The 19,491-nt window shown below is 37.6% G+C and carries 16 protein-coding genes; 1 reads left to right on the top strand and 15 read right to left on the bottom strand.

Features of this window, described 5'->3' with window-relative positions; translation table 11 throughout:
* Nucleotides 1-152: 152 nt before the first annotated feature.
* The 15 genes from DF281_RS05245 to DF281_RS05175 form a co-directional block, all read right to left on the bottom strand.
* The gene (locus DF281_RS05245) at nt 153-809 is read right to left on the bottom strand and encodes a thiamine diphosphokinase (RefSeq protein WP_109349201.1); all 657 of its coding nucleotides are present in this window, start codon (nt 807-809) and stop codon (nt 153-155) included.
* Entirely contained in the window at nt 806-1,471 is a 666-nt protein-coding gene (gene rpe / locus DF281_RS05240) for a ribulose-phosphate 3-epimerase (RefSeq protein WP_109349200.1), read from the bottom strand. Before rpe ends, DF281_RS05245 begins: the two co-directional genes overlap by 4 nt.
* A 2-nt stretch (nt 1,472-1,473) precedes the next feature.
* Nucleotides 1,474-2,355, bottom strand: coding sequence for a ribosome small subunit-dependent GTPase A (gene rsgA / locus DF281_RS05235; protein WP_109349199.1), 882 nt, complete (start codon nt 2,353-2,355; stop codon nt 1,474-1,476).
* A gap of 21 nt (nt 2,356-2,376) precedes the next feature.
* The gene (gene pknB / locus DF281_RS05230; protein WP_109349198.1) at nt 2,377-4,338 is read right to left on the bottom strand and encodes a Stk1 family PASTA domain-containing Ser/Thr kinase; all 1,962 of its coding nucleotides are present in this window, start codon (nt 4,336-4,338) and stop codon (nt 2,377-2,379) included.
* Nucleotides 4,325-5,095: a Stp1/IreP family PP2C-type Ser/Thr phosphatase gene (locus tag DF281_RS05225; RefSeq protein WP_109349197.1), complete on the bottom strand. Its 771-nt coding sequence runs from the start codon at nt 5,093-5,095 to the stop codon at nt 4,325-4,327. The genes pknB and DF281_RS05225 overlap by 14 nt, the downstream gene beginning before the upstream one ends.
* A 14-nt stretch (nt 5,096-5,109) precedes the next feature.
* Entirely contained in the window at nt 5,110-6,222 is a 1,113-nt protein-coding gene (gene rlmN, locus DF281_RS05220; RefSeq protein ID WP_109349196.1) for a dual-specificity RNA methyltransferase RlmN, read from the bottom strand.
* A gap of 67 nt (nt 6,223-6,289) precedes the next feature.
* Nucleotides 6,290-7,711: a 16S rRNA (cytosine(967)-C(5))-methyltransferase RsmB gene (rsmB, locus tag DF281_RS05215; protein ID WP_109349195.1), complete on the bottom strand. Its 1,422-nt coding sequence runs from the start codon at nt 7,709-7,711 to the stop codon at nt 6,290-6,292.
* A complete protein-coding gene (fmt, locus tag DF281_RS05210) occupies nt 7,708-8,649 on the bottom strand; it encodes a methionyl-tRNA formyltransferase (RefSeq protein WP_109349194.1) in 942 nt (313 codons plus the stop codon). Before fmt ends, rsmB begins: the two co-directional genes overlap by 4 nt.
* 2 nt (nt 8,650-8,651) lie before the next feature.
* Nucleotides 8,652-9,146: a peptide deformylase gene (gene def, locus DF281_RS05205; RefSeq protein ID WP_109349193.1), complete on the bottom strand. Its 495-nt coding sequence runs from the start codon at nt 9,144-9,146 to the stop codon at nt 8,652-8,654.
* A 24-nt stretch (nt 9,147-9,170) separates the two neighbouring features.
* Nucleotides 9,171-11,579, bottom strand: coding sequence for a primosomal protein N' (gene priA / locus DF281_RS05200; RefSeq protein ID WP_109349192.1), 2,409 nt, complete (start codon nt 11,577-11,579; stop codon nt 9,171-9,173).
* A 2-nt stretch (nt 11,580-11,581) separates the two neighbouring features.
* Nucleotides 11,582-12,781, bottom strand: a complete 1,200-nt coding sequence (gene coaBC / locus DF281_RS05195; protein ID WP_109349191.1) for a bifunctional phosphopantothenoylcysteine decarboxylase/phosphopantothenate--cysteine ligase CoaBC — start codon at nt 12,779-12,781, stop codon at nt 11,582-11,584.
* 101 nt (nt 12,782-12,882) lie between these two features.
* Nucleotides 12,883-13,107 (bottom strand): DNA-directed RNA polymerase subunit omega, encoded by a 225-nt coding sequence (gene rpoZ / locus DF281_RS05190; protein WP_109349190.1) that lies wholly within the window; start codon nt 13,105-13,107, stop codon nt 12,883-12,885.
* Nucleotides 13,108-13,113: 6 nt separating this feature from the next.
* A complete protein-coding gene (gene gmk / locus DF281_RS05185) occupies nt 13,114-13,731 on the bottom strand; it encodes a guanylate kinase (protein WP_109349189.1) in 618 nt (205 codons plus the stop codon).
* 49 nt (nt 13,732-13,780) lie between these two features.
* Nucleotides 13,781-14,644 carry a YicC/YloC family endoribonuclease gene (locus DF281_RS05180; RefSeq protein ID WP_307725163.1) on the bottom strand — a complete coding sequence of 288 codons (864 nt, stop codon included), beginning with the start codon at nt 14,642-14,644 and terminating at the stop codon, nt 13,781-13,783.
* Between the two features lie 329 nt (nt 14,645-14,973).
* Nucleotides 14,974-17,088: a M28 family peptidase gene (locus DF281_RS05175; protein ID WP_197721259.1), complete on the bottom strand. Its 2,115-nt coding sequence runs from the start codon at nt 17,086-17,088 to the stop codon at nt 14,974-14,976.
* Between the two features lie 186 nt (nt 17,089-17,274).
* Between DF281_RS05175 and DF281_RS05170 the strand changes: the two genes are divergently transcribed.
* The gene (locus DF281_RS05170; RefSeq protein WP_109349186.1) at nt 17,275-18,969 is read left to right on the top strand and encodes an Rqc2 family fibronectin-binding protein; all 1,695 of its coding nucleotides are present in this window, start codon (nt 17,275-17,277) and stop codon (nt 18,967-18,969) included.
* Nucleotides 18,970-19,491: the final 522 nt, after the last annotated feature.

Raw genomic sequence — 19,491 nt, 5'->3', positions numbered from 1 at the left:
ATTTCTACATATTCTCGTCAATTGCTTTGCGTGATGTAGAATCCTTGCGAAAGACAAGTGTGAAGCATTCGTTATTTCTGTGAATTATGTTAATACCCTATTGCAAAACAAAAAAACAGACACCCCACTTCCTCGGTCATCTGTCCACTAATTTATTCATCTTTACTGCGAATCATCAAGCAAGTTCCTTTTGAAAAAGTAGCAGTTGCAACTTCCTCAACAAATTCATTGCTCGTAAATCTTCCGGATCCAACAGGCATATCTAAATCTGTCGTTTCGTACTTCACACCTCTTAATGTCATATTTTCGACATTTTCTCCAAAAGGATAGAATGATAAATATTTATAAAATGAGTCATTGCGAATTTCATTCATTCCCGCATTTAAAAAACTTAAGCAGTTCAATTTATTAATGATATACATCTCGACATGAGGGTATTCCTTCTGTAAGCGATATAAAGTATGTAAATTCGATTCGTAATGATCCAGACGACCTCCAGTAACCCCCGTAATATAAATCCTCTCTGGGGAACTTTCAAGCGCTTTTAAAATAGCTAGCTCTGTGTCCGTTTCATTCTTTTCTGCTTGAAAATCTTCAATATCCTCTACATACTGCCCAATCTGGTGCCACTCTTCTTGAGTCAAAGAATCGAAATCCCCTACTGCGGCATGAGGTTTAATTCCAGCTTCCATTAGCACGATTGCGCCATGATCCGCACCCACATAAAATACTTCTTCATGTGCAAAAAGGAAATCGTTCAATACGATTTCCTCTTTTGGACCACCTGCTACAACGACCGCTACAGTCATTTTACAGCTTCTTCTCCAGCTACTAAAATTGATTGAAGTGCCGCTTCACGATCTTCTTTACCGAAAATTGCAGAACCTGCTACGAAAATTGTAGCGCCTGCTTCCGCACAAGGAACGATTGTTTCAGCAGTAATGCCGCCATCAATTTCAATCTCAATATCAAGATTTTTTTGTTTAATCATATATGATAATTCAGCGATTTTTGGTACGACTGATTCGATGAATTTTTGACCACCGAAACCAGGATTTACTGTCATAAGTAGCACCATGTCGATATCTTCTAACACATGTTTAATTGATTCAACTGAAGTGTGAGGGTTTAATACAACACCCGGTTTCACACCATATGAACGAATTAATTGAATCGTGCGGTGTAAATGCGGGCAAGCCTCAGCATGCACTGTAATGTATTCTGCGCCTGCTTTTGCAAACTGCTCGATGTATTGATCTGGATTTTCAATCATTAAATGTACGTCTAATGGTAATGTTGTGTACGGTTTAATAGCATCCATTACGACTGCACCAAATGAAATATTCGGTACGAAATGGCCGTCCATAACGTCCACGTGAATTAAATGAGCGCCTGCTTTTTCTACTTCTGCTACTTCTTGACCTAATTTAGCGAAATCAGCCGCTAAAATTGATGGTGCGATTTTTATCATAATTAGTACCTCGGCTTTCTGTCTGTAATTTCTTGTAAAAACTGAAGATAATGGTCGTAACGATATTGTTCGATTTCTCCATTTTCTAATTGTTCTTTGACGAAACATTTCGGTTCTTTCAAGTGAAGGCATCCTCTAAATTTACAATTTTCAGATGCTCGCTGTAATTCTGGGAAACAACTTGTTAATTCTTCCTTCTCGATTGTATCAAAATCGAATGAACTAAATCCAGGTGTATCCGCAATTAAACCACCTGCGACTTCGATTAATTCGACATGGCGAGTTGTATGCTTCCCTCGGTTTAACGCTTCAGAAATGACGCCTGTTTTCAAATCAAGTTCTGGCATTAATGTATTTAATAATGTTGATTTACCAACACCAGATTGCCCAGCTAAAACAGTTGTTTTATTTGCCAAAACGGGTGTGATTTTCTCCAATAATGCCGGATTATCTTTGTACGTCTGAATTATTGTATAGCCTATATCTTCATACTGTTTACTATATTTTTGGATTTCTTCTACTTCTGCTTCTGGTAATAAATCCATTTTTGTTAAACAAATAATCGGATGAATTCTAAATGATTCTAAAACGACTAAAAAACGGTCGAGTAAAATTGTATTGAAGTTCGGCTCTTTTACTGAGAAGACTAAAATCGCTTGATCCACATTTGAAATCGGCGGTCTAACGAGTTCGTTTTTTCTCGGTAATACTTTCGTCAAAGTCCCGTCATTATCGCCTTCAACAACATACTCTACAAAATCCCCAACTAAAGGTGTAATTCCTCGCTTACGGAATACCCCTCGCGCTCTTGTTTGAACAAGCTTGCCATCGTCATATACATAGTAAAAGCCACTTAAAGCTTTTCGAATTTGGCTATTCGCCATACATTTCCTCCTCAATTATCATTACAAATCTTCATATTTTATTTTTTCGTTATAGACAACTTCATCATCAATCGTTACTTTATATGCTGCTTCTGTTCCTTCCTCTACTTCTAGAGAAATTCGCTTATCCATATCGTCATAAATTCTAAATTCTTGGCTAATATCTTTCAGCTCGTGTTTAACATCTTGAATATAGATTTTGACAGTTTGATAACTTGGTTCGTTTCCTTCAGCATTTTCTTCTGGATCAAAATCTAATTCGATTTTTTTGACAAAAGTTTTGATTGCTTTTTCTTTTTGACCTTTTGAAAGGACAACTTCAATTGTCGAACCTACTTTTAGTGAAGTTCCTACAGTGATATTTTGTGACATTACTTTGCCTTCCGCAACATCATCTGAATAATCTTCATCGACAATCTTAATATTAAAACCAGATGAATCCGCATATGTTTTTAATGCTGTTTCATCAAGTCCTGTTAAATTTGATACGATATTTTCTTTCTCACCTTGACTAATTGTCAAAATAACCTCAGCTTCACTCGGAATGATTTCTTCCCCTGCTTCTGGTGTTTGTTTTATGACTGTATCAATCGCTTTTTTAGAATACGCTTTTTTCACAGACACTTTTTCAAAACCTTTTTTGCTGAGTAATGTTTTTACTTGATCAATATTTTTACCTAGATAATCCGACATTTCTAGTTTTTCCTTACCTTCACTCACGATAATGTCCACTTCAGTGCCTTTCTTTCTTTCGGCGCCTGCTTCAGGATTCGTACCAATCACATTACCTTCCTTAATATCTGAAGAAGTTTTGATTGTTTGCGTACCAATAGTAAATCCAGCCGTTTGAAGTGCATCAATCGCATCGTCTAAAGAATTGTTTGAAACATCTGGAATCGCTATTCTTTTCCCTGCGAAAAGATCCGGTTTCAAAAAGAATAAAATGCCAGCTACTAAAACAAACAACGCAAGAATTAGTAATGCCCATAGACCTTTACGTCTTTTTTTCTTCGGCTTCACTTCTTTTTGTTCAGGTGAAATAATGACCGTTTCATCTGGATCTTCTACTTTTTCCAAATCTCTCACTTTAATGATCGGCATCGCTTTCGTCGCATCATGATCTTCTGGAATCGTGAATTTTTCTTCATGCGCTCTTGATTCATCAAGTACCGTTTCTAAATCTTCACGCATTTTTTCCACTGTAAAATAGCGGTGACGAACTTCTTTTGCAGTTGCTTTTATTACGACATTTTCCAAGCTTTGTGGAATCGATGGCACGACAGCTTTTACCGATGGTGTTTCTGCCTGTAAATGCTTCAATGCAATCGACACGGCTGATTCACCTGAAAATGGTAATTCGCCTGTCAGTAATTCATATAGGACGATTCCGAGCGAGTAAATATCAGATTTTTTCGTAGCGATCCCACCACGCGCTTGTTCAGGTGATAGGTAATGTACTGTACCGAGAACTGAATTTGTTTTTGTAAAAGAAGTCGCTGTTAAAGCCATGGCAATACCGAAATCTGTAATCTTCACATTGCCGTCTTCATCCATTAGAATATTTTGCGGCTTGATATCTCGATGAATTATTTGATTTTGATGAGCCATGCCAATCGCTGAAGTCAATTGCGTCATGATTTCTACGCATCGTGTTGGTGCAAGTGGCGCGTATTCAACAATATACTGCTTTAATGTCATGCCCTTTACATATTCCATTACGATGTATTGCAAACTATCTTCTTCATCTTCTCCAACATCAAAAATACTTACGATATTCGGATGGTTAAGACTCGTTGCAGAAAGTGCTTCGCGTTGAAATCTTCTATGTGACTCTTCTTCATCGTTTAATGTGTAGCGCAGAACTTTCATTGCTACATCGCGGTTTAAAATCATGTCATGTGCTAAATACACAGTGGACATGCCGCCTCCACCAATCATTTCAAGAATTTTATATCTACCATTAATTCTTTTACCTATCAGCAACTTCTTCACCTCCATAAGTTAGAGGCTGCGCAAGGATCACCGAGATATTATCTTCACCACCGCGATCATTTGCCAGCTGCACCAATTGTTTTCCTTTTGTATCGATTGATTGCGGAGAGGTAACGAGCTTATGTAGTTCTTGTTTGTCTAATTTATTACTCAATCCATCTGAGCAAATTAGTAAAAATTCATCTTCTTGAAAATGATATTTATAAAAATCGGGTTCGATTGTTTCCTCCGTACCTAATGATTTCAAAATATAGTTTTTCTTCGGATGAGTTGCTGCTTCTTCTTCACTAATTTCACCGCTATCGATTAAAACATTGACGTATGAATGATCTCTTGTTATTAATTCGATCGTATCGGCATCTACATGATATGCTCTACTATCGCCAACATGACAAATAGACGCTTCATTTCCCACGATGATCGCAGCAATTAGCGTCGTACCCATACCTTTGCAATTTTCATTTTCTAGCGAGTATTTATAAACAATTTTATTTAATTCTACTGTTGTTTCAAATAACCAATCTTGTCTACTTTCAGCGGTTTCAAATGCTGTAATTGACACTTCGCTAAACTTTTTTTGGAATCCTTCAACAGTCATTGTGCTAGCAACATCCCCAGCATTATGGCCACCCATACCATCGGCTACGATGGCAAGATGGATGGCTTCATTGCTACGGGAAATTACAGTTGCGCGATCTTCATTGACTGACCTTCTTTGACCGATATCACTTTCAACGGTATATCTCACAACTTTCACCTCGTCTAGTGTGCAGTTTCTTCTGAACGTTCTTGTGCGCGTAATTGTCCACAAGCTGCCGCGATATCTGAACCTTGTTCACGGCGAATCGTTACATTGATTCCACGATTTTTCAACGCTTTTTCAAATGCAAAAATACTACTGCGTGATGTACGAATATAATCACGTTCTGGTACATAGTTAATTGGGATTAAGTTGACATGACATTTAACATTTTGAATAAGATCTGCTAATTCATTTGCCACTTCAATCGAATCATTTTGTCCAGACATTAAACCATACTCGAAGCTCACACGACGACCTGTTTTTTCTGTGTAGTAATTAACAGCTTTAATCAATTCGTCTAGTTTGTATGCTTTTGCGATTGGCATTAATTTTTGACGTGCTTCTTGGTTTGGTGCGTGTAATGATACAGCAAAGTTAATTTGCATACCTTCATCCGCGAAATCATAAATTCTCGGCACGATACCCGATGTAGAAACTGTGATATGTCTAGCACCAATATTTAATGATTGTTTATGGTTGATGACACGTAAGAATTGCATCATATTGTCATAGTTATCGAATGGTTCGCCGATTCCCATAATTACAACGCTTGATACACGTTCATTCGTCGCATCTAATTCACGCTGAACATTGACAACCTGCTCGATGATTTCACCTGACATTAAGTGACGTTTTAGACCACCTAAAGTTGAGGCACAGAATGTACAACCGATCCGGCAACCTACTTGAGTCGTTACACAAATTGAATTTCCGTATTCATGGCGCATTAATACTGTTTCGATTGAATAACCATCTTGTAGTTGGAATAAAATCTTGATTGTACCATCTTTAGACTCTTGTCTAATGATTGTTTTTAAAGTGCTAAGTTCAAAGCTCTCAGCTAATTTATCACGAAGTTCTTTTGAAAGGTTTGACATATCTTCAAAAGTAGAAACACGTTTGACATATAACCAATCATAGATTTGTTTTGCTCTGAATCCTTTTTCCCCATTATCTTTTAACCATTGCTCTAATTGCTCAGGTAAAAGTGAGTAAATTGATTCTCTTAAGACTGGTTTTTCTTTTTTGACACGTTTCTTTTCTGTTACTGGTTTTAAATTTTCTTGTTCCACTGTTGGAATCTCCTAACATTTTGGCTTAGAGGCAATGCCTGTTCAGCACTTAGTTTATTTAAAAAAATTACCCTTTTTTCACGAATGCTGCGACAAAGAATCCGTCACTGTTGAAGTCTTGAGGGAATACTTGCATCATACCATTTTCACGTAATTGTGGTAATGCTTCTGGTGCATTTTCAACCGGCGCAAGTTCCATATCTGGATGTTTTGCTAAAAACGCTTCAACCGTTCCGTCGTTCTCCATTTTATCAATTGTACACGTACTGTAAACCATTTTGCCTTGAACTTTTAATAATTCGTAAGCAGAATCTAATAAATCTAGTTGAATAGCGTGTAATGACGCGAAGTCTTCAACTGATTTCGTATATTTAATATCTGGTTTACGGCGAATGACACCTAATCCACTACATGGTGCATCTACCAAAATACGGTCGAATGATTCTTTTTCGAAATGATCTTTTGCTTTTCTGCCATCTAAAACTTCTGGTTTAATAACTGACAGGCCAAGACGATCTGCATTTTGTTGAATTAACTTCATTTTATGCTGGTGTAAATCTGTCGCGATTAATTCACCTTCATTATTCATTTTTTCCGCAATATGCGTTGTTTTACCACCTGGTGCTGCACACATATCGAATACGCGCATACCTGGTTTCACATCTAAAGCATATGCAGGAATCATTGAACTTTCATCTTGAATCGTAATAACACCATCTGCAAAAGCTTTTGAACGTGCTGGTTGACCTTCGATAATATGAAGACATTCAGGAATTGTACTACTACGTTTTACAGAATATTCTTCTGCCCATAGTGTTTCAAGACCTTTTGTTGTATCTGCCTTCATGCTATTCACACGTACAGTTTGAAGTGGTGGGAAGTTATTTTCGATTAATAAATCTTCCGTTTTCTCAAAACCGAAGCCTTCGATATAACGGCGTACTAACCATTCAGGATGACTTGTTTCAATCGAAATACGTGTTGCATCATCTTTAATCGAAGTTGTATCACGAACACCTTCACGTAAAATTGAACGTAAAATACCATTCACTGTAGCACTTACACCACGGTGACGCGCACGGTGTTTCGCAATCTCAACTGCTTCATTTACAGCCGCATGGTCTGGAATTTTGTCCAAATAGGCGATTTGATAAAGTGATAAACGTAATAACCAACGAACCCATTCATCTAATTTCCCGCGTACATATGGCTCTAAATAGAAATCTAAAGTCATTTTGTATTGCAAAGTACCGTAAGTTAATTCCGTTAATAAACCACGGTCTTTTTTGTCGATTTTGTATTTTTCGATCGTTTGGTGCAATAACAAGTTACTATAAGCTTGATTTTGATCAACAGATAATAGAATTGTTAAAGCGGCATCACGAACATTACCATCCCAAATTGCTGGTTTAGCTTTTTTCTTATTCGCTTTTCTCTCAGCGTGTGCTGCTTGTCTTTCACGTTTTTTCTCAGTTTTTATTTTGCTCATTCAAAGTGATCCCCAATCTCCAATTTTGATCCTACACCATTCAAATAATTGACTGCTGGCATCGCTTTTTTACCTGCTGGTTGTAATTCTAGAATGTCTAGTGCTTGACCTTCTCCTGTCGCAACAGTGAAGTATTTCTTCGATTTTGCAATAACTGTACCAGGTGCTTCAGTTGTTTTTTCTTCTGAAACTCTCGTTGCCCACAGTTTTACATTTTCGTCATTTAAAGTTGTATAAGCAACCGGCCATGAATTTAAGCCACGTACTTGATTAAAGATTTGACGTGCATTTTTCGACCAATCAATACGTTCTTGTTCGCGAGAAATATTCGAGGCAAAAGTCACTTTACTTTCATCTTGAACGATACGATCATTCGTACCTGCGATGATTTTAGGTAATGTTTCTTTCAATAGATCGCGTCCAATAATACTGAGTTCATCAAATAATTGACCTGTTGTATGATGGTCTTCAATCGCCATAGATTTTTGAGAAATAATATCTCCTGCATCTAATTTCACAGCCATATACATAATCGTTACGCCTGTTTCTGATTCATCATCTAAGACAGCTTGGTGAATGGGCGCGCCACCACGGTATTTCGGAAGTAATGAAGCATGAACATTAATACAACCCAATTTTGGCGCATCAAGTAATTCCTTCGGTAAAATTTGACCGAAAGCTGCTGTTACAACAATATCAGCATTTAAAGCGATAATTTCTTGTAATTCTTCAGAACCGCGTAACTTTTCAGGTTGAATAACAGGTAAGCCTAATTCTACAGCCGCTGCTTTTACTGGTGGAGGCGTTAGTACACGCTTGCGACCTACTGGACGATCTGGCTGTGTAACAACTGCTTTAATGTCATAACCTTCATCATGTAACATTTGTAGAACGGGTACAGAAAACTGAGGTGTTCCCATAAATACGATGGATGTCATAATTATTCTTCCTCCTCAGCGTATAATTGCTCCAATTCTTCATCCGTTAAAATGCGAATTAATTTAGAATCAAAAAGAATACCATTTAAATGATCGATTTCATGTTGCAGAACGCGCGCGTCATAATCATATGCTTCAATTTGGAATAGGTTACCGTCACGATCCTGTGCTTCTACACGTACACCGTTTGAACGCTCTACCTCTCCGAAAAGTCCTGGGAAGCTTAGGCAACCTTCTAAATCAACATTCGTATCAACAGAATACTCCGTAATTACTGGGTTGATAACTTCTAATACTTCACGCTCTTCGCCTAATTCAAGTACCGCTGCGCGGATGCCTTCGTTTACTTGAGGAGCTGCGATTCCAACTCCATCAGACTCAACCATTGTTTCATACATATGATCAAGAAGCGTAGCTAATTTCTCATCAAATTTTGTAACTTCTTTTGCAGATGTTGATAACACCTCTGCTGGGTTTTCAATAATTGTTAATAGCAATTTATTTTCCTCTTTTCTAACGTACTAGAAGGATGATGGGTCTAAATCAACTGTCATTAAGACACCTTTCTTAATCCAATCTGTACGGTATAACTTAATTAATTTTTTCAAAACGTCATTCAATTGAGGTTCTCTTTTATATTTTATCAAACATTGGTAGCGATATCTATTTTGGATGCGACTGATTGATGCCGCAGTTGGTCCAATAAGCTGTACTTGATTCGACAAATTCTGTCTCACGAAATCACTTGCTAAACCTGCATACTCTGCTGCTTTCATCACATCTTCATGACTAATTTGAATAAGGACAACATAGAAATATGGCGGATATGCGAATCTTCTTCTCAAGGTCATCTCTTGATCATAAAAAGGCTCGAAAATCTGCGCTTGTGCTAATTCAATCGCGTAATGTTCAGGCGTATAAGTTTGAATTATAACCTCTCCCGGTAATTCATGTCTGCCAGCACGGCCACTTACTTGCGTCAATAATTGATACGTTTTTTCAGCAGCTCTGAAATCTGGTAAGTTCAATGAAGTATCCGCACTCATGACACCAACCAATGTAATGTTTGGAAAATCTAATCCTTTCGCAATCATCTGCGTTCCTAAAAGTATATCTGCCTTACCTGCACCGAAATCTTCCAATAATCGTTCATGCGCACCTTTTTGTCTTGTCGTATCTACGTCCATACGAATGACACGTGCTTCTGGGAAAACTTTGTAAATTTCGCTCTCGATTTTCTGCGTACCTGTCCCAAAAAATCGAATATGCTCACTTTGACATTCTGGGCATTCAGTTGGCACATGCTCTTCATAGCCGCAGTAATGGCATCTTAATTTTTCAGAACTTCTATGATAGGTAAGTGAAATATCACAATTTTGACATTGTACCACTGTACCACAATCTCGGCATAAAACGAACGATGAATATCCACGTCGGTTTAAAAAGAGAACCATTTGCTCTTTTCTTTCCAATCTTTGGCGTATTGCTTCCGCTAAACTAATCGAAAACATCGAACGATTTCCTTTATGCAATTCATCTCGCATATCGACGATTTCAACAACCGGTAGCGCTTGTGATTTCGCGCGTTGTTTCAAACTGAGTAAATGATAAACACCCTTTTGCGCTCTCGCAAAACTTTCCAAAGCTGGTGTAGCACTACCTAAAATAACCGGACAGTTATAAAATTCGCTACGCCAAATTGCGACATCTCTCGCATGATAGCGAGGCGTATCCTCCTGTTTATAAGTCGATTCATGTTCTTCGTCTAATATAATGAGGCCAACATTTGTAAATGGTGCAAAAATAGCCGATCGCGCACCTACAACTACTTTCACTTCGCCTCTTTGGATTTTACGCCATTCATCATATTTCTCACCTTGCGACAGGCCACTATGCATAACCGCTACTAATTCACCAAATCTTCCGCGGAATCGTTCCGTCATCATTGGCGTTAATGAAATTTCAGGAACGAGTACGATCGCTTCCTTGCCTTCATTAATAGTTTTTTGAATAGCTTGTAAATAAACTTCCGTCTTACCACTACCCGTAACGCCATGCAGTAGGAATGTAGTTGCTTTTTGCTGATTCATCGTCGTTGTAATATCACTCAGCGCAGTCGATTGCTCTTCCGTTAATTGAAGTGCTTTCGTATGCCCTACTTCGTGAGAAAATGGATCACGGTACGTTTCTTCATCAATAAATCGTCCAACACCTAACTCCGCAATCGCTTTTAAAACAGATGCTGAAATCCCCGCTTGTTTCAGTAATTCCTGTGGTGTAAAACGCTCGCCAATATGATTTGAAAGCCATTCAATCGCTTGTTTTTGCTTTTTCGCACGATTCGAAAGTTGTTCATTAATCGTTTGTAATTGTTGTGCATCATCCTGCACCTCAAATTTACGAACAGATTTCATCTTTCCTTGCTGTTTTACGACTGTCACAGTTTGAAGTTGCTGCTTTTTAATAGAAGATTTCAACACTTCAAGAAGTTGAGCATTTTCGAATTTCTTATAAGGAACGACCGTTTTTTGACCAAATTGAGCAGCTAATTGTGGATCGATTTGATTAAGTTCAACGAGTAACTGTACGTTCTTTTCGTATTTTGCACGTAAAGCAGAAGGTAGCATGACTTGAAGCGCATCAATTTCATAGCAAAGCGTTTTATGCGTCATCCATTTTGACATCGCTAACATTTCTTCAGTAATAACTGGTTCAATGTCCAATAGTTTTGAAACTTGCTTCAACTTATTTTGAGGAACGTCTGTCTCATCTACAAATCCAACGACAAACCCTAAAACATCACGATGACCAAAAGGTACTTTGACACGACACCCAGCTTCGATCAGTTGCTCCATATTTTGCGGGACAAGATAGTCAAAAGGTCTGTCTACTGGATACGCCGATACATCGACGATCACTTGAGCAATCATTATTAAAGCCCTTCTCTTTTAATAATGTCTGCCAAAACCTTTTTCGCTAACTGCTCTTTATTTTCCGAAGGGTAGCTTTTTAGAAAATCATTCTTGCCGACAATCGTTACCGTATTTTCATCTGCACCAAATCCACGATCCGTTTTAGATACATCATTCGCCACGATATAATCCGCATTTTTCTTCTTCAACTTACCTTCAGCATAGTGTAGGACATCATTTGTTTCAGCAGCAAAACCAATTAACAACTGATTTTGTTTTCTCTCACCGAGAGTTTTCAAGATATCTGTCGTTCTTTCTAACTCAATGGCTGCATCGCCTTCTTGTTTCTTCATCTTTTGACCCATTTGATTTTTCGGACGGTAATCTGCTACCGCTGCCGTTTTAATCGCAATCGAACAGTCATCGTATTCCGCTAGCACCGCTTGAAGCATTTCCTCAGCACTTTCTACATCTACAACATTGATTCCTGCTGGTTTTGCTAAAGCGACAGGCCCTGAAACAAGCGTGACATTTGCGCCTAGACCACGCGCTGCTTTCGCCATTGCATATCCCATTTTACCTGTCGAGAAATTACTTAAATAGCGTACTGGATCAATGCGTTCTCTAGTTGGGCCAGCTGTGACAATGACTTTTTTTCCTTTTAAAGGCTGCTCTTTCGGTTCAAAAAATTTCGAAGCTAATGCAGTAATTTTTTCAGGCTCTTCTAATCGACCTTTACCAACATAGCCACAAGCTAAATAGCCTTCTGATGGTTCTATGAATTGGTAACCATCCGCAGCAAGTTGATTTATATTTCGAATAACCGCAGGATGATCATACATATGTACATTCATCGCTGGTGCAATCCATACTGGTGCAGTCGCGGCTAATAATGTTGTCGTAATCATATTATCTGCAATACCATTTGCTAGTTTGCCAATTGAATTAGCTGTTGCAGGGGCTACTATAATTAAATCCGCCCAATCCGCCAGATCAATATGTGCGATGACAGATGAATCTTTTTCGTCAAAAGTATCGAAATACACATCATTTTTACTCATCACTTGAAAGCTTAATGGTTGAACAAATTCCATCGCTGATTCCGACAAGATCACTTTTACAGTTGCACCCGCTTGCGTTAATTTACTAACTAGGGCAACCGCTTTATAAACGGCGATTCCACCTGTTACACAAAGTAAGATTTTTTTATTCGTTAACATTTGATTCATCCTCTCTGTCCTTTTACAAAATTGTTCTATTTATACAAAAGTAGCTCCCAAAGAATCATCTTCTCTGGGAGCCTCTCTCTGCCGTCTCGAGATTAAACTTCATCCTCGTAAATTGCTTTTTCATCTTGTTTTACTTGAGTTAAAACGCCAGCAGCTACTTCTTCAAGCGCTTTCCCTACGTTTTTGTGTGATTCATATGAAGAAAGGCGTTCTGAACTACCTTCTTGCATAGCGCGCGCACGTTTAGATGCAAGGCTCACTAAAGAATATTTTGAATCGATTTTAGTTTTTAATTTATCTACTGATGGATATAACATGTTATATTACTCTCCTTTTAGCATCGCTAAATATTGTTTTTCCACTCGTTCACGTCGGCAATGTTCAGCAACAACAATTGAATTTATACGGTCACAAGCTAATGTAACTTCATCGTTTTCGACAACGTAGTCATATAAATTCATCATTTCAAGCTCTTTATTTGCAGCTGCGATACGATTCGCAATAACATCCTCTGTCTCTGTACCACGACCGACAAGGCGGCTCTGTAGTTCAGAAAGACTTGGAGGAGCTAAGAAAATAAATAGACCATCCGGAACTTTTTCACGAATTTGAGTCGCACCTTGTACTTCTATTTCTAAAAATACATCGCGCCCAGCATCTAAAGTTTGATTAACGTAGTCAATCGGTGTTCCATAATAGTTTCCAACGTATTGAGCATACTCAAGCAATTTACCTTGCTCGATTAATACTTCAAAATCTTCTTTATCTTTGAAGAAATAATCCACGCCATCCACTTCGCCTTCGCGAGCTTTGCGTGTCGTCATTGAAATTGAATATTCATAATTCGTATCTGGTTGTGAGAACAGTTCCTTACGTACAGTGCCTTTTCCGACACCTGAAGGGCCTGATAATACAATCAGTAATCCACGTTCTTTTCTCATTTTATCTCCTTGTCGTTACAAATAATTAATGATACTACTAATAACATAATTATTCAATATTTTGTACTTGTTCTCTCAATTTTTCAAGTGTAGATTTTGCTTGTACAACTGCTATTGAAGCAACTGATGATTGATTTTTAGAACCGATTGTATTGATCTCTCGATGAATTTCTTGTGAGAGGAAATCTAATTTTCGGCCAATCGGACCAGTTTCATTCAATGTTTCTGCTAATTGTTCAAAATGGCTCGTCAGTCGATCCAATTCTTCTGCAATATCTACTCTCTCTGCAAACACTGCAATCTCCGTTAATAAACGGTCTTCAATGACTTCACTCGTCGTAAATTCTTGTAGTCTTTGCAGGAGCTTTTGACGATACTTATCGACAGCTTGAGATGATACTTGGCGTATGTCCTCAATATGCTGCATAAGTTCTGCTCTAAATCCTTTGACAACTTCGTATAGTTGCTGACCTTCTCGTTCTCTCATCGAAATGAGCGATTGCGCTGCTTCATCCACTGCGATATTCACAGCTTGTAAAATTACTTCATTTGGTGTTTCAGCTGATTCAACAATCAAAGCATCCGAAATGGCTAATATTTCTTGCATTGACCATTCCTTTGTTAAAGGTAAAATGCTATTCACTTCTTCTCTCGCTTCTTTATACGCGAGTAGGGTTGGTAAATTCACTTTGATTTTCGGCGCTTGTTGTTCGTTCTGCTTTACATGTACGAATACATCTAATTTCCCTCTTGAGAGTAAAGATGATAGTAGCTTCTTAGTATGAATCTCGGCTTCTACCCATTCCTTTGGGAACTTCGTAGACACTTCTAAAAACCGATGATTTACGGAGCGAATCTCAACCGTGAGCTGAAATTGTTCCGTCATTGTGACACCCCTGCCAAAACCAGTCATACTTCGCACCAAGGTCAGTCACATCCTTCTTTGCATAATAGATTAATTATATCATATGTTTTATTCGTTTTGCTTGTCCTTTTCTTCGACAATTTGAAAAAAACGGTTTCAAATTTTAGATTTATTTTATCTGTTTGTATTTGTTATCCATCTAGTTTTTCAATTTTTCATAACTAGCGAATGCTTTCTGCGGACAAGTGGCGCACTATTTCTTTCAAGTAAGTTTTTAAAACTATGGAAATATGCTTTTATTGTGACCAATGTGAAAAATGCTTTTAACATAAAAAAACCTCGAATCATTTTCGATTCGAGGTTCAATCCAACTTCTACTACTTAGCTTTTAAAAGCTGTTGTAATTTCTCTAAACTTTGGATTTCTTCATTATTTGTTTTCTTTAATAGTACTTTTTGCGTTTCTAACGCTTTTTCTAACGATGCGATTTCCGTCTTCACATCGTCACCATCTTTTTTACTTTGTAGCGAATGGATGACATCGTATAAATCTTCATGACCGACGATGCGACCCGCTCCCCACATTAGGCGGTCAGTTGGTTGATCCGTCACGTAATTTGTGAAGTAATCATACACTTCTTTTTCGAAGTCATATGCATACCAGTTGTTATCGATTAAATACAGTGAATCATCAAGAGCTTTCGTCACTTTCCCTGCTTTTAAAACTGTGATTGCATTCGATAAATTCGTGATATTATTTTGTGCATGTTCATGCGGGAAAATCACTTCATCTTCCCAAGTTAGACGAACTAAATCATCTTGTGCTTGTTTGAATGTCGCAAGTAGTTGATCGTTTAAAACTTTGTGATCTGTTAAAATCTTTTGAGCTTCTTTCATATCTCCTGCTTCGTACGCTTTTTTATAAGAAGCATTCACTTCATCTACTTTTTTATCATTCGCTACTGCTAATTCCTTTGTCTGTGCAATCGCTTTTTCTAACTCATCACTTTGTCCATTCACTTTTTTATCGATTGTTTTTTGCATTTCATCTAATCGTGTTGTGAAATGTAATGGTGTTACAGCTTGTTTATCGTATTGCATCGCAAGTGTTCCATACATATTCATATGATATTTCATAACTTTTTTATTATACGTTTCTTGATCATCATATTGTGAATGATAGTGCGTATGCATGAATTGGCTATCTTGGAAGTCATTTCGAATTGCTGGAATCCCTGCAATCGAGAATGAAAAATCATCCGACCAAGTTTGTAGTGGTGTTACTACTTTAATGCCATCTTTATAAATACCATTCACTTTAGGAACGGTTGTCGCAAAATCCGTTAAGAAATCTTTGAACTCATATACCGAGCGGATTTCATTTGCATCCATATGTTCAAATGCTGGTAATTCAAAATTAATATTGGCAAAAGTTTGTTTCGCCCATTCAGGATGTACGTTGAAAATTTGATTAAATGCACCTGTTGACCAGTCATAACGCGTATTCGATACGCCCCATTCTTCCGCAGCCAATGCATTGAAAATAATTGTTTTCTCTGGTTTATAGCCTGTTTCCTTCATTGCTTTTGCAATACCTAACATTAAACCAATCGCTGAATTATCATCTTGGAATCCGTCGAAATAAGAGTCATAATGCGCAGATAATAAAATATATGATTCCTTATTTGTACCTTCGATTTTACCGTAGTAATTATACGTTGGTTGATCCATCTTCACTGTTGATTTCGCATCTAAACTTACTTTTACCGAATTATTATTCGCTTTTAATACTTTCTTCAATTCTTTTGCATTTTTACGTGACATCGAGAATGCCGGCGCATCATCTGGACCACAAATATCTTGTGCATTCAATGCTGAATCATCTACTTCAGCATAGCCGCCATTTTGTACCGCAATTACAGCTGCAGCACCTTTTAAATGCGCTTGATAAGATGGATAGTTAATCCACCAATCTTCACGTTGATTAATATCTATTAAAACTAACTTGCCTTTTACATCTAAATTTTCTAAATCCTTCGCAGTTCCTCGGTTCGCATAGACAATTTCAAATTCCTTCGAACCTTTCGTATCAAAATTAATTTGATAACCACCTAGCACCGCAACTTCTTTAGCATCTTTAGTATTTTTGAAAGTTAAGTCAGCTTTTTCAAAAGTCCAAGAATCTACTGTAATTTCATCTTTCGTCACTTCTTGCAAACCGAGCTTCTTCATCTCTTTTTGAATATGTTCGCCGGTTTGAAGTTCCGCTTCTGAACCTGCAGTTCGATATCCTAACTTGTCATTCGTCTTAAATTGCTCTAAACTTTTCGCAAATTCATAAGCATAATGCTCATCAACTTTATTTAAAAACTTGTCTTCATTTGTTTCTTTCTTACTTTGTTCAGCCTCATCTTTTTGAGTTGCTGAGTTACAGCCCACTAGCACTAGCATCATTGATAGTACGAGCATGAAAAAACCAAACCTTCTTTTCATCAATCACATTCCTTTTCTAAATTGAATTTTCAAAACAAACTAATTAAACAGGAAATAATAGGTATAGTCAATATTTTTTAGCAAAATAACCAATTAATTAATTTACAGCGACCTTCATCTTCTTCATATAGAAGGATTTCATGGTACACTGAATGTACTAAAAATGTATGTGAAAGAGGAATTATTATGGCATATGATGGACTATTTACAATCGCAATGACGAAAGAGCTTCAACAGCTCGTTTCTGGCAGAATCGCCAAAATACATCAACCAAATGCGCAGGAAGTAATTTTCACAATCCGTGCAAATGGCGCAAACCAAAAACTTCTATTTTCGATTCACCCTACTTACGCTCGTGTTCATATGACGGAACAAGTAATCGAAAATCCACCAGAACCACCGATGTTTTGCTCACTCCTTCGTAAACATGTCGAAGGTGGCTTCATCGAAAATATTGAACAATTAGATGCTGACCGAATTATTAAGATTACAATCTCAAGTAAAAATGAAATTGGCGATCCAATTACGCGTATTCTTTTCGCTGAAATTATGGGCCGTCATAGTAACTTAATTATGGTCGATGCTGTGACGAATAAAATCGTCGATAGTTTAAAACATTTATCGCCTTCAGTGAACAGCTACCGTACTGTATTACCTGGGTCAGAATATATCGCACCGCCAAGTCAGGATAAAGTGAATCCTGTCAGTGCAAGTGATGAGGAAATCGCCACTTTCTTCGATGAAATTCGCAATGAAGATGATATTATGCAGCATTTCGTCGGTTTCTCTCGTTTACACGCGACTGAACTTGTCACGCGTGCGCAGCTTCAACAAGCGCCACTTAAAGATTTATTCAAGCCATTCATCCAACAATTCGTTGATGGTGGGACGCAGCCGACTTATTTAGAAAAAGGTCGTAAAACGATTTTCTCTCCGAATGATTTACTGTCATTTGATGAGAAAAAAACAACGTATGACACGCTTAGTCTTTTACTTGATCGAGTGTTCTTCGCTAGAGCTGAACGCGATCGCGTAAAACAACAAGCAGGCGATTTAGAGCATTGGCTACAAGCTGAAATTCAAAAATTAAAACATAAACTAAAAAAATTAGACCAAGATTTAAAACGCGCGCAAAATCTTGAAGAATACCAACTGTATGGCGAGTTATTAATGGCGAATCTTTATAATTTCGAAAAAGGTGCTTCAAAAGTAACCGTCGACAATTATTATAGTGAAACTGGCGAGAAAGTGACGATTCAATTAAGCGAACGCAAATCACCAATCGAAAACGCGCAAGCCTACTACGCGAAATATAATAAATTTAAAAACGCTTTAGTGAAAGTTGAAGAACAAATTCAAATTGCCAAAGCGGACATTACGTATTTTGAAATGCTTTTACAACAAGTTGAACAAGCTTCACCTGCTGATATCGAAGAAATTCGTGAAGAGCTTGCTGAACAAGGTTATATGAAACTGAAGAAATCAAAACGCCGTAAAAAGCCTACGAAACCAACGCCAGAAAAATATGTATCATCAACAGGTATTGAAATTTCCGTCGGCAAAAATAATAAGCAAAACGATTATCTTACGTTCAAAATCGCGCGTAAATGGGAAACTTGGTTGCATACGAAGGACATCCCCGGCTCACACGTAGTCATCCATTCAGATGCACCTGATGAGCAAACAATTCTAGAAGCTGCTACACTTTCTGCATACTTCAGTAAAGCGCGTGAGTCTGCCTCAGTCCCTGTAGATTACACGGAAGTGAAGCAAGTGAAAAAACCTAGTGGTGCTAAACCTGGTTTCGTCATCTACTTCGAACAGAAAACAGTCTTCGTCACACCCGATGAAGAATTAGTTATGCAATTACAAAAAAATTAATCATCACATCATCGCTTCTCTCAGGCGGTGATGTTTTTTTGAACAAAAAAATCCCGCTCATGTTCGCCCATGAACGGGAAATAGACGTAGAATTTAATTTATTCGAAATTTACAACGAGATTTTTAAACGCTCGTTCTCTTTCCTGATCATCATTGGCAATAAAATTAAATCGCATAACCACCATAAAGTGAGCGCCGCTAAAATTAACTTCCCAATAAATATAGAAAAGAATACTACTCCTACCATAAACATGAGTAACATCGACAACCCGCTCCAAGACCAATCCACATAAAAGCGATGAAGACCTAAAATCCCTAAGATCAACCATGAAAAATATGCTCTTGCCGTTCTCTTCCTATATCGTTCATAGATTTTCATCTGTGCTTTAGATAGATTTAGACGACTTGAACCACTTTTCCAATTGTCGCTCAGTGGCGTTCCACCTCCCTTGTTTTATCTTCCTAAATATGTTACCCCATAATTACAAATTTATAACTTTTAATACTTAATTTTTATAACAC

It is taken from the genome of Kurthia zopfii (assembly GCF_003143955.1).
GTDB classification, from domain to species: domain Bacteria; phylum Bacillota; class Bacilli; order Bacillales_A; family Planococcaceae; genus Kurthia; species Kurthia zopfii.
Note: the sequence above shows the minus strand (reverse complement) of the source record. Positions and strands in the feature narration are given on the sequence as shown.

Excerpts from the sequence above, each read along its gene's own strand:
- DF281_RS05245 (WP_109349201.1), bottom strand. The coding sequence starts at position 809 with ATGACTGTAGCGGTCGTTGTAGCAGGTGGTCCAAAAGAGGAAATCGTA.
- rpe (WP_109349200.1), bottom strand. The coding sequence starts at position 1,471 with ATGATAAAAATCGCACCATCAATTTTAGCGGCTGATTTCGCTAAATTA.
- rsgA (WP_109349199.1), bottom strand. The coding sequence starts at position 2,355 with ATGGCGAATAGCCAAATTCGAAAAGCTTTAAGTGGCTTTTACTATGTA.
- rsmB (WP_109349195.1), bottom strand. The coding sequence starts at position 7,711 with ATGAGCAAAATAAAAACTGAGAAAAAACGTGAAAGACAAGCAGCACAC.
- fmt (WP_109349194.1), bottom strand. The coding sequence starts at position 8,649 with ATGACATCCATCGTATTTATGGGAACACCTCAGTTTTCTGTACCCGTT.
- priA (WP_109349192.1), bottom strand. The coding sequence starts at position 11,579 with ATGATTGCTCAAGTGATCGTCGATGTATCGGCGTATCCAGTAGACAGA.
- coaBC (WP_109349191.1), bottom strand. The coding sequence starts at position 12,781 with ATGTTAACGAATAAAAAAATCTTACTTTGTGTAACAGGTGGAATCGCC.
- rpoZ (WP_109349190.1), bottom strand. The coding sequence starts at position 13,107 with ATGTTATATCCATCAGTAGATAAATTAAAAACTAAAATCGATTCAAAA.
- gmk (WP_109349189.1), bottom strand. The coding sequence starts at position 13,731 with ATGAGAAAAGAACGTGGATTACTGATTGTATTATCAGGCCCTTCAGGT.
- DF281_RS05180 (WP_307725163.1), bottom strand. The coding sequence starts at position 14,644 with ATGACTGGTTTTGGCAGGGGTGTCACAATGACGGAACAATTTCAGCTC.
- DF281_RS05175 (WP_197721259.1), bottom strand. The coding sequence starts at position 17,088 with ATGAAAAGAAGGTTTGGTTTTTTCATGCTCGTACTATCAATGATGCTA.
- DF281_RS05170 (WP_109349186.1), top strand. The coding sequence starts at position 17,275 with ATGGCATATGATGGACTATTTACAATCGCAATGACGAAAGAGCTTCAA.